This is a genomic window from Agromyces tropicus, from assembly GCF_039531345.1.
Classification (GTDB): domain Bacteria; phylum Actinomycetota; class Actinomycetes; order Actinomycetales; family Microbacteriaceae; genus Agromyces; species Agromyces tropicus.
Genome location: NZ_BAAAPW010000001.1, coordinates 496869 through 513588, shown reverse-complemented (window position 1 = coordinate 513588; position 16720 = coordinate 496869). Strand labels below are relative to the sequence as shown.

The 16720-nt window shown below is 72.4% G+C and carries 14 protein-coding genes and 2 tRNA genes; 11 read left to right on the top strand and 5 right to left on the bottom strand.

What is annotated here, in order from left to right; all coding sequences use genetic code 11:
- Positions 1 to 90 precede the first annotated feature (90 nt).
- Together ABD230_RS02415 and ABD230_RS02410 are read right to left on the bottom strand one after the other, a co-directional pair.
- Positions 91 to 161 (bottom strand) — tRNA-Gly (locus ABD230_RS02415).
- A gap of 94 nt (positions 162 to 255) precedes the next feature.
- Positions 256 to 4017, bottom strand: coding sequence for an SCO7613 C-terminal domain-containing membrane protein (locus ABD230_RS02410; protein WP_344369176.1), 3762 nt, complete (start codon positions 4015 to 4017; stop codon positions 256 to 258).
- 200 nt (positions 4018 to 4217) lie between these two features.
- On the opposite strand from ABD230_RS02410, the gene ABD230_RS02405 reads away from it, so the two are divergent.
- The 6 genes from ABD230_RS02405 (at position 4218) to clpX (ending at position 9222) form a co-directional block, all read left to right on the top strand.
- A tRNA-Pro gene (locus ABD230_RS02405) sits at positions 4218 to 4292 on the top strand.
- Between the two features lie 52 nt (positions 4293 to 4344).
- Positions 4345 to 5817: a trigger factor gene (gene tig / locus ABD230_RS02400; RefSeq protein ID WP_344369175.1), complete on the top strand. Its 1473-nt coding sequence runs from the start codon at positions 4345 to 4347 to the stop codon at positions 5815 to 5817.
- A 90-nt stretch (positions 5818 to 5907) separates the two neighbouring features.
- Complete coding sequence (locus tag ABD230_RS02395) at positions 5908 to 6417, top strand: tetratricopeptide repeat protein (protein ID WP_344369174.1); 510 nt, start codon at positions 5908 to 5910, stop codon at positions 6415 to 6417.
- Between the two features lie 105 nt (positions 6418 to 6522).
- Positions 6523 to 7113, top strand: coding sequence for an ATP-dependent Clp protease proteolytic subunit (locus ABD230_RS02390; RefSeq protein ID WP_344369172.1), 591 nt, complete (start codon positions 6523 to 6525; stop codon positions 7111 to 7113).
- Between the two features lie 19 nt (positions 7114 to 7132).
- The gene (locus tag ABD230_RS02385; RefSeq protein ID WP_344369170.1) at positions 7133 to 7804 is read left to right on the top strand and encodes an ATP-dependent Clp protease proteolytic subunit; all 672 of its coding nucleotides are present in this window, start codon (positions 7133 to 7135) and stop codon (positions 7802 to 7804) included.
- A gap of 140 nt (positions 7805 to 7944) precedes the next feature.
- Positions 7945 to 9222: an ATP-dependent Clp protease ATP-binding subunit ClpX gene (clpX, locus tag ABD230_RS02380; RefSeq protein WP_344369169.1), complete on the top strand. Its 1278-nt coding sequence runs from the start codon at positions 7945 to 7947 to the stop codon at positions 9220 to 9222.
- A gap of 57 nt (positions 9223 to 9279) precedes the next feature.
- Here clpX and ABD230_RS02375 read toward each other — a convergent pair whose 3' ends face one another.
- Together ABD230_RS02375 and sepH are read right to left on the bottom strand one after the other, a co-directional pair.
- Positions 9280 to 9564 (bottom strand): hypothetical protein, encoded by a 285-nt coding sequence (locus ABD230_RS02375; RefSeq protein WP_344369168.1) that lies wholly within the window; start codon positions 9562 to 9564, stop codon positions 9280 to 9282.
- 122 nt (positions 9565 to 9686) lie between these two features.
- On the bottom strand, positions 9687 to 10778 hold the full coding sequence (gene sepH, locus ABD230_RS02370) for a septation protein SepH (protein WP_344369167.1): 1092 nt from the start codon (positions 10776 to 10778) through the stop codon (positions 9687 to 9689).
- A 194-nt stretch (positions 10779 to 10972) separates the two neighbouring features.
- On the opposite strand from sepH, the gene ABD230_RS02365 reads away from it, so the two are divergent.
- Positions 10973 to 11266 (top strand): DUF4193 domain-containing protein, encoded by a 294-nt coding sequence (locus ABD230_RS02365; protein WP_344369166.1) that lies wholly within the window; start codon positions 10973 to 10975, stop codon positions 11264 to 11266.
- On the opposite strand, the gene ABD230_RS02360 is transcribed toward ABD230_RS02365, so the two are convergent.
- Positions 11263 to 11727, bottom strand: coding sequence for a DUF3093 domain-containing protein (locus ABD230_RS02360; protein ID WP_344369165.1), 465 nt, complete (start codon positions 11725 to 11727; stop codon positions 11263 to 11265). The two genes, ABD230_RS02365 and ABD230_RS02360, sit on opposite strands and share 4 nt — an antisense overlap.
- 38 nt (positions 11728 to 11765) lie before the next feature.
- Between ABD230_RS02360 and dut the strand changes: the two genes are divergently transcribed.
- The 4 genes from dut to acnA all read left to right on the top strand — a co-directional run bounded on the left by dut (position 11766) and on the right by acnA (position 16600).
- Positions 11766 to 12224: a dUTP diphosphatase gene (gene dut, locus ABD230_RS02355; RefSeq protein ID WP_344369164.1), complete on the top strand. Its 459-nt coding sequence runs from the start codon at positions 11766 to 11768 to the stop codon at positions 12222 to 12224.
- Entirely contained in the window at positions 12221 to 12841 is a 621-nt protein-coding gene (locus tag ABD230_RS02350; protein WP_344369163.1) for a DUF3710 domain-containing protein, read from the top strand. Before dut ends, ABD230_RS02350 begins: the two co-directional genes overlap by 4 nt.
- Positions 12838 to 13632 (top strand): DUF3159 domain-containing protein, encoded by a 795-nt coding sequence (locus tag ABD230_RS02345; RefSeq protein ID WP_344369162.1) that lies wholly within the window; start codon positions 12838 to 12840, stop codon positions 13630 to 13632. Before ABD230_RS02350 ends, ABD230_RS02345 begins: the two co-directional genes overlap by 4 nt.
- Positions 13633 to 13789: 157 nt before the next feature.
- Positions 13790 to 16600 carry an aconitate hydratase AcnA gene (gene acnA / locus ABD230_RS02340; protein ID WP_344369161.1) on the top strand — a complete coding sequence of 937 codons (2811 nt, stop codon included), beginning with the start codon at positions 13790 to 13792 and terminating at the stop codon, positions 16598 to 16600.
- Positions 16601 to 16720 lie beyond the last annotated feature (120 nt).

Sequence of the window (16720 nt, the reverse complement as noted above, 5' to 3'; positions counted from 1 at the left end):
CGGATCGGCCATCTCCCGGGCGGAGCCGTGCGTCGCGAGGGCCGGAGACCGGACGCCGGTGGAGGCGATCGGAGCCGGTGAGGGAATCGGAGGGGATGACGGGAATCGAACCCGCACCATCAGTTTGGAAGACTGAGGCTCTACCATTGAGCTACATCCCCGAGCACCCGCGTCGCGGGCACTGCATCATCGTACACGTCGGCGATCGGCCGACGCGCACCGACGCACGGGTGCGAGCCGGGGAGGCGCCGGCCGCTACCTGAGTGCGGCGATGGTGCGCACCGCGCCGCGCGCGAACCGCACCTGCCGCTCGTACGTCGCCGCGAGCACGATCAGCAGGGCACCGGCGAGTCCGAGCCACAGCCACCACCACACCGCCCGGTAGAGCAGGCTGATCCACGGCCAGAGCTGGGCGACGGCGTGGACGAGCAGCACGGAACCGCCCAGCAGCAACGGGGCCTGCAGGCGGCGCACGGCACCGACGACGACCGCAGCGGCGGCGACCACCCCGAGCGCGACGAGCCTCCAGAGCACCGGATCCGTCCAGTCCGCGAGCAGCGCCGGCAGGAGCAGGACCGCGAGCCCCGGGCCGAGGGTCGGCCAGCTGCCCGCCGAGGGCGAGCGACGCAGCCGGATGGCGCCCGCGCCGACCAGCGCCGCGCCGATCGGCACGGTCACGAGGTCGAACGGACGGACCGCGTCCGCCACGAGCACGACGGCGCCGAGCGCGGCGGCGGTCGCGAGGCTCGTCCACGCGAGCCACGGCCCGCCGAGCGGCCGCATGCGGGTCGCCGTGGCGAGCACGTGCAGGACGGCCAGGGCGGGGAACAGGACGAGCGCTCGGGCGACGGACTCCGAGCCCTCCGCCATCGCGAGCCAGCTCGGCAGCGTCGCGACCGCGACGGACACCGCGAGGCCCGCCTCCGCCGCCTGGGCCGGCGGTGCCTCCTGGCGGCTCCAGAGGACGGCGGCGGTCACGCCGACGGCGAGTGCGAGGATCGGCCAGAACTCGACGGGGAGGCCGCTCGGGGCATCGCCTGCGACGGCCGTGCCGCGGACCAGGGCCGCGCCGGTCGCGGCCGTCCACCCGGTCGCGACGACGAGCAGCCGGGCGGGCACGCCGCGGAGGTCCGCAGGCAGGAACGCGCCGGCGATCACGAGGATCGCACCCACGGCCACCAGGACCAGCGTGCGCGGCTCGGACGCTCCCGCCGTCGCGACGCTCGGGAGCACGGCGACGGCGGCGCCCGCCCCGAGCACGACGGTTCGGCCGGAACTCCCGACGCCGGGGGCCGGACGCCGCCATGCGATGAGCACTCCGGCGGCGAGCAGGCCCGCGGCCAGGGGCAGGGTGTACCACTCCGGCGCGTCCGCGCCGCGCTCGGCCGACCACGCCCAGGCACTGCCCACGCCGAGCACGAGCGTGCCCCATGACGCGTGACGGGCGGGGGACGGGCCGCCGACCGGGTCGCCCCACAGGGCGGCGAGGACCACCGGGACCGGCGCGAGCAGCAGCAGCGCGACCCAGGTGGTCGCCGACGCGGCCGCGGGCGGTGCCACCATGAGCACGGCGAGCAGCGTCAGCAGGGCCCCAGCGGCCGACCAGGCCACCCGAGCGTCGCGATCGGGTCCGAGCACGAGGTGCGCCGCCGCCGCCGCGACGAGCGCGGCGATGGCGAGGCCGACGGCGACCGACGCGCCGTCGAGGGACGCGACGACTCCGGCCGCCGTGAATCCGAGCGCGAGCGGCGTGGCCATCGCGAGGGCGATGCGCATCGCGGACAGGTCCGAGCGCACCCACGCGACTCCGGTCGTCGCGAGCACCAGCGGCGGGACCCACGCGAGGCCGCCCGCCGCCGCGGCGGCCTGCACGGTGTCGGCGGTCATCGCGCCACCCACGAGCACGAGGCCGCCGGCGATGCGGTCCGGTCGTGGCATCCGCCGGAGCACCGCGAGCGCCGCGAGGCCGAGCGCGCCGACGAGCCCCGTGACGAACGGCGGATCACCCCACGGCGCTCCCACGCTCGAGCCGGTGGCGGCGAGCCAGCCGGGGAGTGTCCACGCGGCCGCGAGCACGATGAGGGCGGCGCCGACGACGTGCGCGGCGCGGGCGAGCACGACGCCCGCCGTCGGCCAGACCGCTCCGGCGAGGCCGCGGCCGGCGACGGCGAGGACGAGCACCGCGGGCATCGTCCACCACCACAGCGACGCCTCGGTGTGGGCGAGCCCCCAGGCGGCGAGGGCCGCCAGGATGCCGCCCGACGCCAGCACCGGCGTCGACGCCGGCACCGTGCGCACGACGGGCGCGGTCGCCGTGGCGAGGGCGCCCGCGGCGACGACGAGGAGGACGGCGGAGGTGGCCATCGGCGAGGGAGCGAGCACGGCCGCCGACAGCCCCGCCACGAGCCACGCGGCGATGGCCGCGGCGACGAGCCGCGGCATCCGCCGGAACGCCCACAGGACGGCCGTGGTCGCGACGGCGCCGAGGAGCACCCCGATCGTCGCCCCGAGCGTCACCGCGTCGTCGAACGGTCGCGGGGACGGGAAGGTCGCCGCGAACCCCCACGAGCGCACGACGAACGCCTGCAGGTCGAGGGCCGTGCCCGCCGCGACGACGAGCGCCGGGACGACGGCGACGGCGAGCACGACCGCGGACGCGAGGAACGCCGGGCGCGCGTCGCGGCGCGCCCACCCGACGCGGGTGAGCAGCGCGGCGGCGACGGCGACGGCGCCCGCGATCGCGGGCGCCGCCCAGACGGCGTGCCCCACCTCGAGGTCCGCCGCGACCCAGAGCACGGGCCCGAGGGGTACGGCGAGCCCCACCGCTGCCGCGGCGGCGACGCGCCAGGCGCTCGGCGCCGGCGTCGCGACGAGGAGGACCGCCCACGACAGCGCGACGGCGAGGAACGACCAGACGGGTACGGGTTCGGCGCCCGGTACGGCGAACGCCGCAGCGAGGATCGCCGCGCCGCCGCCCGCCGCGCCGAACGAGCGCACGATCGTCCGCTCGACGTCCGGCAGCGCCCGGGACGCGGTCGCGAGCAGGAGCACCAGGATGCCGCCGAGCCACGCCGCGGTCCCGGGCTCGTCGTCCGGAGCGAGCGCGACGCCGCCGACGAACGCGCCGGTCGGGGCCAGCGCCGCTGCCGCGATGCGCGGGAGGCGGAGTCGACCGGCGGCGCCCGCGGCGGCGAGGGCCGCCGCGACCGCGAGGAGGGCGAGCGCCCAGTACGACGCACCGTCGACGGCGGCTGCGCCGAACACGTCGTTCGCGCGCACGATCCACGCGTCGAGCAGCAGGAGCACCGCGGCCACCGCGGCCACCCCCTCGCCCGTGCCGGGCAGCCCGCGCGCACGGAGCAGCCAGGCGAGGCCGAGCACGACCACGCTCGCGGCCGCGATCACGACCGAGCGGACCTCGAGCGACGCGATGACCCAGGCGACGACCAGGAAGACGATCGCGGCGACCGAGAGCAGCACGACGCCGAGCACCAGCAGCAGCACCTGCACGCCCGATCGACGCGGGGCGGGCGTCGTGCCCGCGTCGCGCGTCTCCGGCGGCGGGGCGGCGTCGCGCTCCCCGACGACGGACGCGGCCCGACCCGGCGTCGGCGGAGGCGGCGACGCCGACTCCGCTGCCGGCGCCTCCGCTCCGGCAGCGGGTGCGACCGGCCGCATCGTCGGCGGCGACTCCGACCCGAGGCTCGCGACCGGTGCCGTCACCGCGGGCGCCGCGGCGGCGACGACCGGCGCGAGCCTCGCCGCCGCCGTCGCATCCTGCGCGGCGCGCAGGCGGGTGATGAGCGCCTGCCGCGCCGTCTCGGCATCGCGAACGCGCGCTCCGGCCGCGAGGAGCTCGGCGGCCTCCGGGACGTCGAGGCGGAGGCCGCACGCCCCGCACACCGGGCCCTGCAGCGGCGTGAAGCAGGCCGGGCATCTGCCGGTGTCGACGAGCAGGTCGGGATGGCTGGGCCAGCGGCGGAGTTCGGACGCTGCGGGGGGCGTCGGCTCGGTCATGCGCACACTCTGGCACGCCGGGCGGCCCGTGGGACTCGGTGTCCACACCGAGATCCGGCCGTCCACAGTCCGCGCGGACGGGTCGCGCCCACGCGTCCACGGGGCACCGCGGCGTGTGCAGTAGACTTTCGGGGGTCCATCCGCGCTTCGACGTGCTCCGTCGCGCCGTCGCGCCGGACCGGCGAGTCAAGCCGGCGACTCGGGGCGTAGCTCAGCTTGGCTAGAGCGCCCGCTTTGGGAGCGGGAGGTCGCAGGTTCGAATCCTGTCGCCCCGACGAGTCGCATCGGCTCGACCACGTACTTCCACCAAACAGGAGAATCTTCCCCATGCCGACCACTTCGGTTGAGAAGCTGAGCCCGACGCGCGCCAAGCTCACCATCTCGGTGACGCCCGAGGAGCTGAAGCCCAGCATCGCCCACGCCTACGAGCACATCGCCGAGCAGATCAACGTCCCCGGCTTCCGCAAGGGCAAGGTGCCCGCTCCCGTCATCGACCAGCGCGTCGGCAAGGCCGCCGTCCTCGAGCACGCGGTCAACGAGGGCCTCGACGGCTTCTACCGCGCCGCCGTCACCGAGCACGAGCTGCGCCCGCTCGGCCGCCCGTCGGCCGACATCGTCGAGTGGCCGAACGAGGCGGACTTCTCCGGCGACCTCCTGCTCGCGATCGAGGTCGACGTTCGCCCCGAGATCGAGCTGCCCGACTACGCGGGCCTCGAGCTGACCGTCGACTCGGTCGAGGTCGCCGACGACGAGGTGGCCGAGGAGCTCGAGCGTCTCCGCACGCGCTTCGGCACCCTGATCACGGTCGACCGCCCGGCCAAGACCGGCGACTTCGTCACCCTCGACCTCGTCGCCACGATCGACGGCACCGAGGTCGACACCGCGAGCGGCGTGTCGTACGAGCTCGGCTCGGGTGAGCTGCTCGAGGGCATCGACGACGCGCTCGAATCGCTCACCGCCGGCGAGACCACCACCTTCGCGTCCAAGCTGCTCGGCGGCGACCACGAGGGCGAGACGGCGGAGATCACCGTCACCGTCGGCGCCGTCAAGGAGCGCGAGCTGCCCGAGGCGAACGACGACTTCGCGCAGATCGCGAGCGAGTTCGACACGCTCGACGAGCTCACCGACAGCCTCAAGGAGCAGGTCGCCAAGAACAAGTCGTTCGGCCAGGGCACCCAGGCGCGCGACCTCCTCGTCGACAAGCTCCTCGAGCTCGTCGAGGTCCCGGTGGCCGACAGCGTCATCGAGGACGAGGTGCACCGCCACCTCGAGTCCGAGGGTCGCCTCGAGGACGACGAGCACCGCGCCGAGGTCACCGAGGCCAGCACCAAGGCCTTCAAGACCCAGATCGTGCTCGACGCGATCGCCGAGGCCGAGAAGGTCCAGGTCAGCCAGGAGGAGCTCACGCAGTACCTCGTGCAGGGCGCCTCGCAGTACGGCATGGACCCGAACGAGTTCGTCCAGATCCTGAGCCAGAACGGCCAGATCCCCGCCATGGTCGGCGAGGTCGCGCGCAACAAGGCGCTCGCGATCGCGCTCGGCAAGGCGACCGTGGCGGATGCCGCGGGCAACGCCGTCGACCTCTCCGAGTTCACCGCCGTCGCCGACGAGACGCCTGCCGACGAGACCGCCGAGGCGGCTCCGGCCGAGGCCTCCGAGGAGGCGCCCGCCGAGAAGAAGCCGGCGCGCAAGCGCTCGACCAAGAAGGCCGACGCCGAGGCGGCCGCCGAGGGCGAGCAGGAGCCGGCCGAGAAGAAGCCGGCGCGCAAGCGCACCGCGAAGAAGGCCGACGCCGAGTAGGTCGTCGGGAACGTCGACGGACGGGGCCGGGCAGCACTGCCCGGCCCCGTCCGCCGTCTCCGGGCGGAGTCGCCCGGACGAGGAGGGGTCATGGACGACTGGCAGGCGCGCGTCGACGCGGTCTGGGACGCGGCATCCGAACTGGGGGAGCAGCAGGTCATCGAGCGCATCGACGCCCTGGCCGCGGAGCTCCCGGCCGGCGATCCGCGCGGACCCTTCGAGACGGCCGGGGCGCGCGACGCCGCCGGCCTCGAGGCCGACGCCGAGCCGCGCTACCGGCGCGCACTGGGACTCGGCCTCGCCGGGCGCGCCCGCGTCGAGGCGCACGTGCAGCTGGCCTCCACGCTGCGAAACCTCGGTCGTCCGCGCGAGGCGCTCGGGCTCCTCGACGCGATCGCGCCCGAGGCCGGCGACCTGGCCGACCCGGTCGCCGCGTTCCGCGCCCTGGCGCTGGCGTCGCTGGGCGAGGCGGATGCCGCGGCATCCGTCGCGCTCGTCGCCCTGGCCCCGCACCTGCCCCAGTACCGCCGCGCGGTCGACGCCTACGCGCGGGACCTCGTCGTCGCGCCGCAGGCCGACACGCCGGGCCGCACGGCCTGAGGCCCGGCGCCGGGCGCGCCCTCCGCCGACGGCGAACAGCCCCGATCGCGTGTGTTGCACCGGATAGATTCGACACAACGAACGCAACGAAACGGAGCGATATCCATGGCCGAACCGACACTGCAGCCCAGTGTGTTCGATCGACTGCTGAAGGACCGCATCATCTGGCTCGGCTCCGAGGTGCGCGACGACAACGCGAACGAGATCGCCGCGAAGCTGCTGCTCCTCGCCGCCGAGGACCCGAAGAAGGACATCTACCTCTACATCAACTCGCCCGGCGGCTCGATCACGGCGGGCATGGCCATCTACGACACCATGCAGTTCGTCCCGAACGACATCGTCACGGTCGGCATCGGCATGGCGGCGTCGATGGGGCAGCTGCTGCTCACGGCGGGCACGAAGGGCAAGCGCTACATCACCCCCAACGCGCGGGTGCTGCTCCACCAGCCCCACGGCGGCTTCGGCGGCACCGCGAGCGACATCCAGACCCAGGCCCAGCTGATCCTCGACATGAAGAAGCGGCTCGCCGAGATCACGGCGGCACAGACCGGCAAGTCCGTCGAGCAGATCAACGCCGACGGCGACCGCGACCGCTGGTTCAACGCGCAGGAGGCGCTGGAGTACGGCTTCGTCGACCACATCCGCGAGTCGGCGCTCGATGTCTCGGGCGGCGGCGGGACCGACCAGGCTGCGTAGGAAGAGAGAGACAGTGAGCATGAACATCCCCGCCTTCGGCGGCACCGCCTTCCCCGGTGGCCGGCAGGCCCCGGGCTCGCGCTACATCCTGCCGAGCTTCGAGGAGCGCACGGCCTACGGCTACAAGCGACAGGACCCGTACGCGAAGCTCTTCGAGGACCGCATCATCTTCCTCGGCGTGCAGGTCGACGACGCGTCGGCCGACGACATCATGGCCCAGCTGCTGGTGCTCGAGTCGATGGACCCCGACCGCGACATCATGATGTACATCAACTCGCCCGGCGGCTCCTTCACGGCGATGACCGCGATCTACGACACGATGCAGTACATCCGCCCGCAGATCCAGACGGTCGTGCTCGGACAGGCCGCGTCGGCCGCCGCGGTGATCGCCGCCGCCGGCACGCCGGGTCGCCGACTGGCCCTGCCGAACGCGCGCGTGCTGATCCACCAGCCGGCGATGGGCGAGGCCGGCCACGGCCAGGCCTCGGACATCGAGATCCAGGCGGCCGAGATCCTCCGCATGCGCACCTGGCTCGAGGAGACGCTCTCGCGTCACTCGAACCGGTCGAAGGACGAGGTGAACGCCGACATCGACCGCGACAAGATCCTGTCGGCCGAGGAGGCCCGCGACTACGGGCTCATCGACCAGGTCCTGACGTCGCGCAAGACGCTCCCGGCGCTCAGCCGGTAGCCGGACGCCACTGCGAGGGGCGGGTGCGGATGGCGCATCCGCCCCTCGTTCGTCCCGATTCCGCCAAACCGGGGCGGATCGGCCACGCTCGGCCCGCATCGGGCTAGGCTCGGAGCAGACTCGGTTCGAGGGAGGAAGCGATGGCACGCATCGGGGAGAGTGCTGACCTCTTGAAGTGCTCCTTCTGCGGCAAGAGCCAGAAGCAGGTGCAGCAGCTCATCGCCGGTCCCGGCGTGTACATCTGCGACGAGTGCGTCGAGCTCTGCAACGAGATCATCGAGGAGCGTCTCGCCGAGGCGGGCGAGCCCGAGTCGGGCGAGTTCGAGCTGCCGAAGCCGAAGGAGATCTTCGGCTTCCTCGAGGAGTACGTGATCGGGCAGGACGCCGCGAAGCGCGCGCTCGCCGTCGCCGTCTACAACCATTACAAGCGCGTGCGCGCCCGGGGTGCGTTGACGGCGGCCGATCGCGCGCACGACGACGTCGAGATCGCGAAGTCGAACATCCTGCTCATCGGTCCGACCGGGTGCGGCAAGACCTACCTCGCGCAGACGCTCGCGAAGCAGCTGAACGTGCCCTTCGCGGTGGCGGACGCCACGGCCCTCACCGAAGCCGGGTACGTCGGCGAGGACGTCGAGAACATCCTCCTCAAGCTCATCCAGGCCGCAGACTACGACGTCAAGCGGGCCGAGACCGGCATCATCTACATCGACGAGGTCGACAAGATCGCCCGCAAGGCCGAGAACCCGTCGATCACGCGTGACGTGTCGGGGGAGGGCGTGCAGCAGGCGCTGCTGAAGATCCTCGAGGGCACGGTCGCGTCGGTGCCGCCGCAGGGCGGCCGCAAGCACCCTCACCAGGAGTTCATCCAGATCGACACGACGAACGTGCTGTTCATCGTGGCCGGCGCCTTCGCCGGCCTGGAGGACATCATCTCCTCGCGCGCCGGGAAGCGGGGCATCGGCTTCGGCGCCCCGCTGCACTCCAAGCAGGACGAGGCCGAGCTGTTCAGCGAGGTGCTCCCCGAGGACCTGCACAAGTTCGGGCTCATCCCCGAGTTCATCGGGCGCCTGCCGGTCGTCGCGACGGTGACGCCGCTCGACCGCGAGGCGCTCATGGAGATCCTGACCGAGCCGAAGAACGCGCTGGTCAAGCAGTACCAGCGCATGTTCGAGCTCGACGGGGTCCAGCTGGACTTCGACCACGCGGCGCTCGAAGCCATCGCCGACCTGGCGGTGCTCCGTCAGACGGGCGCGAGGGGCCTCCGGGCGATCATGGAGGAGGTGCTCGGGCCGATCATGTTCGAGGTGCCGTCCACGAGCGGCGTCGCCCGCGTGGTGGTCACGAAGGAGACCGTGATCGACAACGCCGCCCCGACCATCGTGCCCTCGAAGCCGCGGCGCGCCGAGAAGTCGGCCTGACCCGGCACCGAGCCCGCGCGACGCCGGGCGACCGTGCTCGGTCGCCGTGGGCGGCGCTCAGTCGAACACGCGCAGGACGTGCCAGTGCGCGCCGTCGTGCCCGACGTCGAACACGTGCGACTCTCCGGCCTCGCTCGACGCCTGGAACCGCCACCCGGTGATCGCGAGCGGCGCCCGCCCCGCGCCCGATTCGCCGCCGGCGAACGGCAGCCACCAGTCGGCCGGCCCGACCAGGGGAGTGGGCGTGTCGTCGACGCGGAAGCGGCGCGACCGCCAGACCAGCCGCTCCGGCATGCCCGACGGACCGGTCCAGACCTCGACGGGTTCCATCGTCTGCTGCATCGCGACCTCCGGCATTCGAACGTGTGTTCGAATGCTCGCACCGCGCGACGGCGCACGGAACCGGCCACCGGCGTTCTCGCGGGAGGTCGGGGCGTGGCGCCGCGGGTCCGTCCGGGGTGGTCCTAGGCCAGGTCGTCGTCGCTGCGGGCGCCGAAGACGATCTCGTCCCAGCTCGGCATCGCCGCGCGACCCTTCTTCGACTTCGCCGGCTGGCCGGGCTTCGCGGCACCGCCCCAGAGCGCGCGGGCGGCAGCCCCGGCGCGCTGCTGCTCCTCGACGGCCTCCTCCTCGGCCTCCGCCGCGGACTCGACCTCGAGGTCGGGGAGCGTCGGCGGCGCCAGTGGCGGCGGGACCGGCAGCTGGCCGGCCGTGCCGACCTCGCGCTCCCCTCGGCGGCGGCGGAGTGCCTCGAGCAGGTCGGCGGTCTCGCCCGTCGGCGGGGTCGGTTCGTCGGCCCGCTTGATGGCCGCGCGCGCGACGGCGGGGCTCGACGGCGCGGCCGCGGTCGCGGCCGGCCGGGCCGTCGCGAGCTCGGGCTGCGGCGCCGTGTCCTGCTCGGCGCTGTCCGAGGGCTCGAACGTGAAAGCCCCGCTGTCGAAGCGCGAGGACTCGTCCGCCGACGCCGATACGGCCCGGAGGCGCGGGATCATCCCGCCGCGGACCTCCCCGTGCGACGACAGGGTCGTCGCATCCGTGTTCACGGGGTGCAGCGCCTGCTTGCGGGGCTCGAAGGACCAGCGGGCGTCGTGGTCGATGCCGTCCGCCGTGAACTCGAGCTTGACCATCCAGCCGCGCTCCTCGTCCTTCCAGCTCGCCCAGCGTTCGCCGTGGGCGCCGAGGCCGGCGAGGCGCTCGCGCACGACGCTGCCGAACGAGCCCGGCTCATCGGAATCCGCGTGATCGGCGGCGTGGACCGGCACGGCGAGCGCCGACGTGACCATGTGTTCGCGCTCCGCGATCACCGGCCCCTCGAAGCGGCGGATGTCGTCCACCGACGCGCCGGTGAGTTCGGCGACCTCCTCGGCCGACAGCCCGGAGCGGATGTGCGCCTGCACCTCGCGCGGGGACAGCTTCGGTCCGGTGCGTGCTTCGGGCGCCGCCTGGCGGATCCGGGACTGCAGCACCTCGTCGATCTCGATCCGGAATCGCGCGCCGTCGTCGGAGGCCGCGATGAGGGCGCCGCTCTCGACCCCGATCACCTTCAGTTCCTGCATGACGAGAAGCCCTTCCGTGCCCTTGATCTCCGCCCAAGGATGCCACGCCCGCATCGCGGCGGGCGGGAATACCTCGGGCGTGCCGTCAGTTGTGCATTCCACCGGATCGGATGGGCCGCGAGTGGTTTGCTTACGCACTTGATTTCGTGCAGACTATGGCCGCCGAATCCACGGCACCGGAAAAAAGGATGGGAATGGCAACGGATTACGACGCGCCGCGGAAGACCGACGACGACTCCGAGTCGATCGAGGCCATCAAGGAGCGCGTGCCCGACAAGATGTCGGGAAACGTCGACGTCGAGGACGCCGACAACCCCGGCAGCTTCGACCTCGCGGGTGCCGACCTGTCCGACGTCGAGCTCGACGTCGTCGTGCTCCCGCCGCAGGCTGACGAGTTCACCTGCGTGAGCTGCTTCCTCGTGAAGCACCGTTCGCAGATCGACCACGAGACCAAGCTCGGGCCGATCTGCCTGGAGTGCGCCGCCTAGGCCGGCTCCCCTTCGACACGAGGCCGTCGCGATCCGTTGATCGCGGCGGCCATTTCGTGCGGATGGCGGGTCGAGACGAGCCAGTAGGGCGCCGGGTCCGCGGCATCCGTGATCGGCACGCGCACGACGTCCGCGATCCAGCCGCGGATCACCAGGAAGGCCCGGGCGTCGAGCCCCGTGCCGCGCTCGATCCGCGCCGCATCGCCCTGCGCGGCGACGGCCTCGCCGGTCAGCCCGAGGGGCACCTCCGCCCGCCCCGCGCGCAGCCGCCCGTCCGCGACCTCGATCACGGGCGAGGTCAGCGTGAGCGACCCGGCGATCGCCACGTAGAGCAGCACCCCGGTGACGATCCCCGCGGGCAGGGAGACCGGGGCGAGCACGAGGATGCTCGCCGGGATGAGGAGGAGGCTGGACAGGTAGATCCAGGGCGTCGGCCACAGCCGTTCGCGGTAGTCGGGCATGGAACTATCAGACCAGACTTCTGCACTACCCTCGAACGGTGACCGAATCCGTCGATGTGCTGATCACCGCCGACCGCGTCCCCTCGTACGCCCACCCCGGCGATGCCGGAGCCGACCTCCATGCCGCGGAGTCCCTGGTGCTCGAGCCGGGGGAGCGGGCGACCGTGGGCACGGGCGTCGCGATCGCGCTGCCGGACGGCTACGTCGCCTTCGTCGTCCCGCGATCCGGTCTGGCCTTCAAGCACGGCATCACCATCGTGAACGCCCCCGGCACGGTCGACGCGGGATACCGCGGCGAGATCAAGGTCGCACTGCTGAACACCGACGCCCGCGAGGCGCACCGCATCGAGGAGGGCGACCGGATCGCCCAGCTCGTCGTCATGCCGGTCGGTCGCGCGCGGTTCGTCGAAGTCGAGAAGCTGCCCGGCAGCCTTCGTGGAGAGGGCGGATTCGGCTCGACCGGATTCGGGGCGAACCAGTCAGGAGCACACGCGTGAGCGACATCGAGAACATCGACGACATCCCCGCCGACCACCCCAAGTCCGCGCCCGAGGACCGGGCGACGAACGGTCCCCTCGACGAGTCCGAGGCGAACCCGGTCCGCCCGTACGTCGACCTGGGCGGCGTGAAGGTGCTGCCGCGCGAGGGCCTGCACCTCCGCCTCGAGGTGGAGGAGGGCTCCAAGCGCGTGGTCGCGGTCGGGCTCGACTACGCGAACTCCACGCTGCAGGTGCAGCCGTTCGCCGCGCCTCGCTCGAGCGGGCTCTGGCACGAGATCCGCGGCCAGATCGCGGAGCAGATCGCCCGCCAGGGCGGCTCGACGCAGGTCCGCGAGGGCACCTTCGGGCCGGAGCTGCTCGCGCAGATCCCGGTCACGACGGCCGAGGGCCAGGCCGGCCAGATGCGCCTCGCGCGCTTCATCGGCGTCGACGGACCGCGGTGGTTCCTCCGCGGAGTGATCGCCGGCGAGGCCGCCGCCGACCCGACCGCCGCGGCGAAGGTCGAGGACCTCTTCCGCTCGATCGTGGTCGTGCGCGGCAACACGCCGATGCCGCCGCGCGACCTCATCCCGCTGCGGATGCCGGCCTCCTCGCCCGGCGGTCAGCCCGCGTGAGCCGTGACGACGCCGTCGACGGCGACGCCGAGCGGCGCGCCGACGCCGAGGCGACGCCCGAGGGCGACGCGGACGCTGCGGCGACGCCCGAGGCGGGAACGGATGACGCCGGGGGCGAGTTCGGCCGACAGCTCGCGGCCGCGGCGGAACGTTCGGGGCTCGGCCGGATCGCGCGTGACGAGACGCTGACGCCGGCCGACCTGGTCGGCGCGCTCGGCGGCATCCGCGGCCTCTTCGAGGCGATCCTGCCGGGCCTGGTGTTCCTCGTGGTCTACACGTTCACGCGGGAGCTCGGCTGGGCGCTCGGCGCGTCCGTGGGGCTCGCGATCGTCTTCACGGCGGCCCGCCTGTTCGCTCGCAGCCAGCCGACGCAGGCCATCGCCGGTCTCATCGGGGTCGGGGCGTCGGCCGCGCTCTCGCTGTGGACCGGGCGCGCCGAGGACAACTACGTGATCGGGTTCTACACGAACGCCGCCTACGCGGTGGCGATCCTCGTGTCGCTGCTCGTGCGCTGGCCGCTGGTCGGGCTCATCGTGGGCTTCCTGATGGGCGACGGCACCGCGTGGCGCACGCAGCGCCGGAAGTACCGGGCGATGCAGTTCCTCACGCTGGTCTGGCTCGGCATGTTCGTGGCCAGGCTGCTCGTGCAGGTGCCGTTCTACTTCGCGGGCAACGTCGAGGCGCTCGGTGCGACCCGCCTGCTCATGGGCGTGCCGCTCTACGCCCTGCTGCTCGTGTTCTCGTGGCTCGTCGTGCGCGCGGTGTACCCCGCGAAGCGCGCCGCCGAGTGATACAGTTATCTCGACATCAAGATAAATCACGGGTGCCGGCGCGAGCCTGTCGGGCGGTGCGCGGGTGGGCTAGCCTTGCTGGGGCGGCTCCCCGAACACGGCGACGGGCGACGCCGGGAACGGCCGCGACGGCGGCATCCGCGAAGGAGAGGACATCGTGTCTGCAGTGAACAGTTTCGGGGCGAAGGACACGCTCCAGGTCGGTGACGCGTCCTACGAGATCTACCGGATCGACACGGTCGCCGGGCACGAGAAGCTCCCGTTCAGCCTCAAGGTGCTCCTCGAGAACCTGCTGCGCACCGAGGACGGCGCGAACGTAACGAAGGAGCAGATCGAGGCCCTCGGCTCGTGGGTCCCGACCGCCGACCCCGACACCGAGATCCAGTTCACCCCCGCGCGCGTGGTGATGCAGGACTTCACGGGCGTGCCGTGCATCGTCGACCTCGCCACGATGCGCGAGGCCGTCGTCGCCCTCGGCGGCGACCCGAACAAGATCAACCCGCTCTCGCCGGCCGAGATGGTCATCGACCACTCCGTCATCGCCGACCTCTTCGGCACCGAGAACGCGCTCGAGCGCAACGTCGAGATCGAGTACGAGCGCAATGGCGAGCGCTACCAGTTCCTCCGCTGGGGCCAGACCGCCTTCGACGACTTCAAGGTCGTCCCGCCGGGCACCGGCATCGTGCACCAGGTCAACATCGAGCACCTCGCGAAGGTCATCTACCACCGCGACGTGGACGGCGTCACGCGTGCCTACCCCGACACGTGCGTCGGCACCGACTCGCACACCACGATGGTCAACGGCCTCGGCGTGCTCGGCTGGGGCGTCGGCGGCATCGAGGCCGAGGCGGCCATGCTCGGCCAGCCCGTGTCGATGCTGATCCCCAAGGTCGTGGGCTTCAAGCTCTCCGGCTCGATCCCCGCCGGCGTGACCGCGACCGACGTCGTGCTCACGATCACCGACATGCTGCGCAAGCACGGCGTGGTCGGCAAGTTCGTCGAGTTCTACGGCTCCGGCGTGGCATCCGTGCCGCTGGCCAACCGCGCCACGATCGGCAACATGAGCCCGGAGTTCGGCTCGACCGCGGCGATGTTCCCCATCGACGACGTCACCATCGACTACCTGCGCCTGACGGGCCGCAGCGCCGAGCAGCTCGCCCTCGTCGAGGCGTACGCCAAGGAGCAGAAGCTCTGGCACGACGCCGACAACGAGCCCGTCTACTCGGAGTACCTCGAGCTCGACCTCGCGACCGTCGTCCCGTCGATCGCCGGACCGAAGCGTCCGCAGGACCGCATCGTCCTCTCCGAGGCCAAGTCGCAGTTCGAGAAGGACCTCACGAACTACGCCGACGTCGAGCACGACCTCGTCGACCTCGAGGTCGCCGAGTCGTTCCCGGCCTCCGACCCGCCCGGCAACACGCCGGAGGACGAGCACAGCCACCACGTGCACCACCACCGGAGCCACGCGCCCGCGACGGCGTCGAAGCCGACCGCGGTGCAGGCGACGGACGGCACCAACTACACGCTGGACCACGGCGCCGTGACGATCGCCGCCATCACGTCGTGCACCAACACGTCGAACCCGTCGGTCATGCTCGCCGCCGGCCTGCTCGCCCGCAACGCGGTCAAGAAGGGCCTGAAGGCCAAGCCGTGGGTGAAGACCACGCTCGCCCCCGGCTCGAAGGTCGTCACCGAGTACTACGAGAAGTCCGGCCTCACGCAGGACCTCGAGGACCTCGGCTTCTACACGGTCGGCTATGGCTGCACGACGTGCATCGGCAACTCGGGTCCGCTCATCGAGGAGGTCTCGGCGGCGGTCCAGCAGAACGACCTCGCCGTCACGGCGGTGCTCTCGGGCAACCGCAACTTCGAGGGCCGCATCAACCCCGACGTGAAGATGAACTACCTCGCGAGCCCGCCGCTCGTGATCGCGTACTCGCTCGCCGGCACGATGAACTTCGACTTCGAGTCCGACCCGCTCGGCACGGACGGCGACGGCAACGAGGTGTACCTGAAGGACATCTGGCCCGACGCGTCCGAGGTCCAGGCCACGATCGACTCGTCGATCGACAAGGACATGTTCGACAAGCAGTACGCGAGCGTGTTCGAGGGCGACGAGCGGTGGAAGACGCTGCCGACGCCGAGCGGCGCGACCTTCGAGTGGAGCGCGGAGTCGACCTACGTCCGCAAGCCCCCGTACTTCGAGGGCATGACGCTCGAGACCACCCCGGTCACCGACATCGTCGGCGCCCGCGTCCTCGCCAAGCTCGGCGACTCGGTCACCACCGACCACATCTCGCCGGCCGGCTCGATCAAGGCCGACAGCCCCGCAGGCCGGTACCTGACCGAGCACGGCGTCGACCGGAAGGACTTCAACTCCTACGGCTCGCGTCGCGGCAACCACGAGGTCATGATCCGCGGCACCTTCGCGAACATCCGCCTGAAGAACCAGCTCCTCGACGGCGTCGAGGGCGGCTACACGCGGGACTTCACGCAGGAGGGCGGCCCGCAGTCGTTCATCTACGACGCGTCGATGAACTACCAGGCGCAGGGCACCCCGCTCGTCGTGTTCGGCGGCAAGGAGTACGGTTCGGGCTCGAGCCGCGACTGGGCGGCCAAGGGCACGAACCTGCTCGGCGTGAAGGCGGTCATCACCGAGAGCTTCGAGCGCATCCACCGATCGAACCTCATCGGCATGGGCGTCGTGCCGCTGCAGTTCCCGGCGGGCGAATCCGCCGACTCGCTCGGCCTCGACGGCACCGAGGTGGTCTCCATCACGGGCCTCGAGCAGCTGAACGAGGGCGCCACGCCCAAGACCGTCCGCGTCGTCGCCGAGCCCAGCGAGTTCTCGCCGGAGGGCAAGCAGACGGTCGAGTTCGATGCGGTCGTCCGCATCGACACGCCCGGTGAGGCGGACTACTACCGCAACGGCGGCATCCTGCAGTACGTGCTGCGCAGCCTCGTCTGACGACGGCACGCGTCGGGGGCGGCGGGCTACGGCTCGCCGCCCCCGATCTCTGCCCGGGCTCACAGGTCGCCCGGCGTACACTCGAACGAAACCGGGCGCCCGGCGCCCAATGCACCCGGA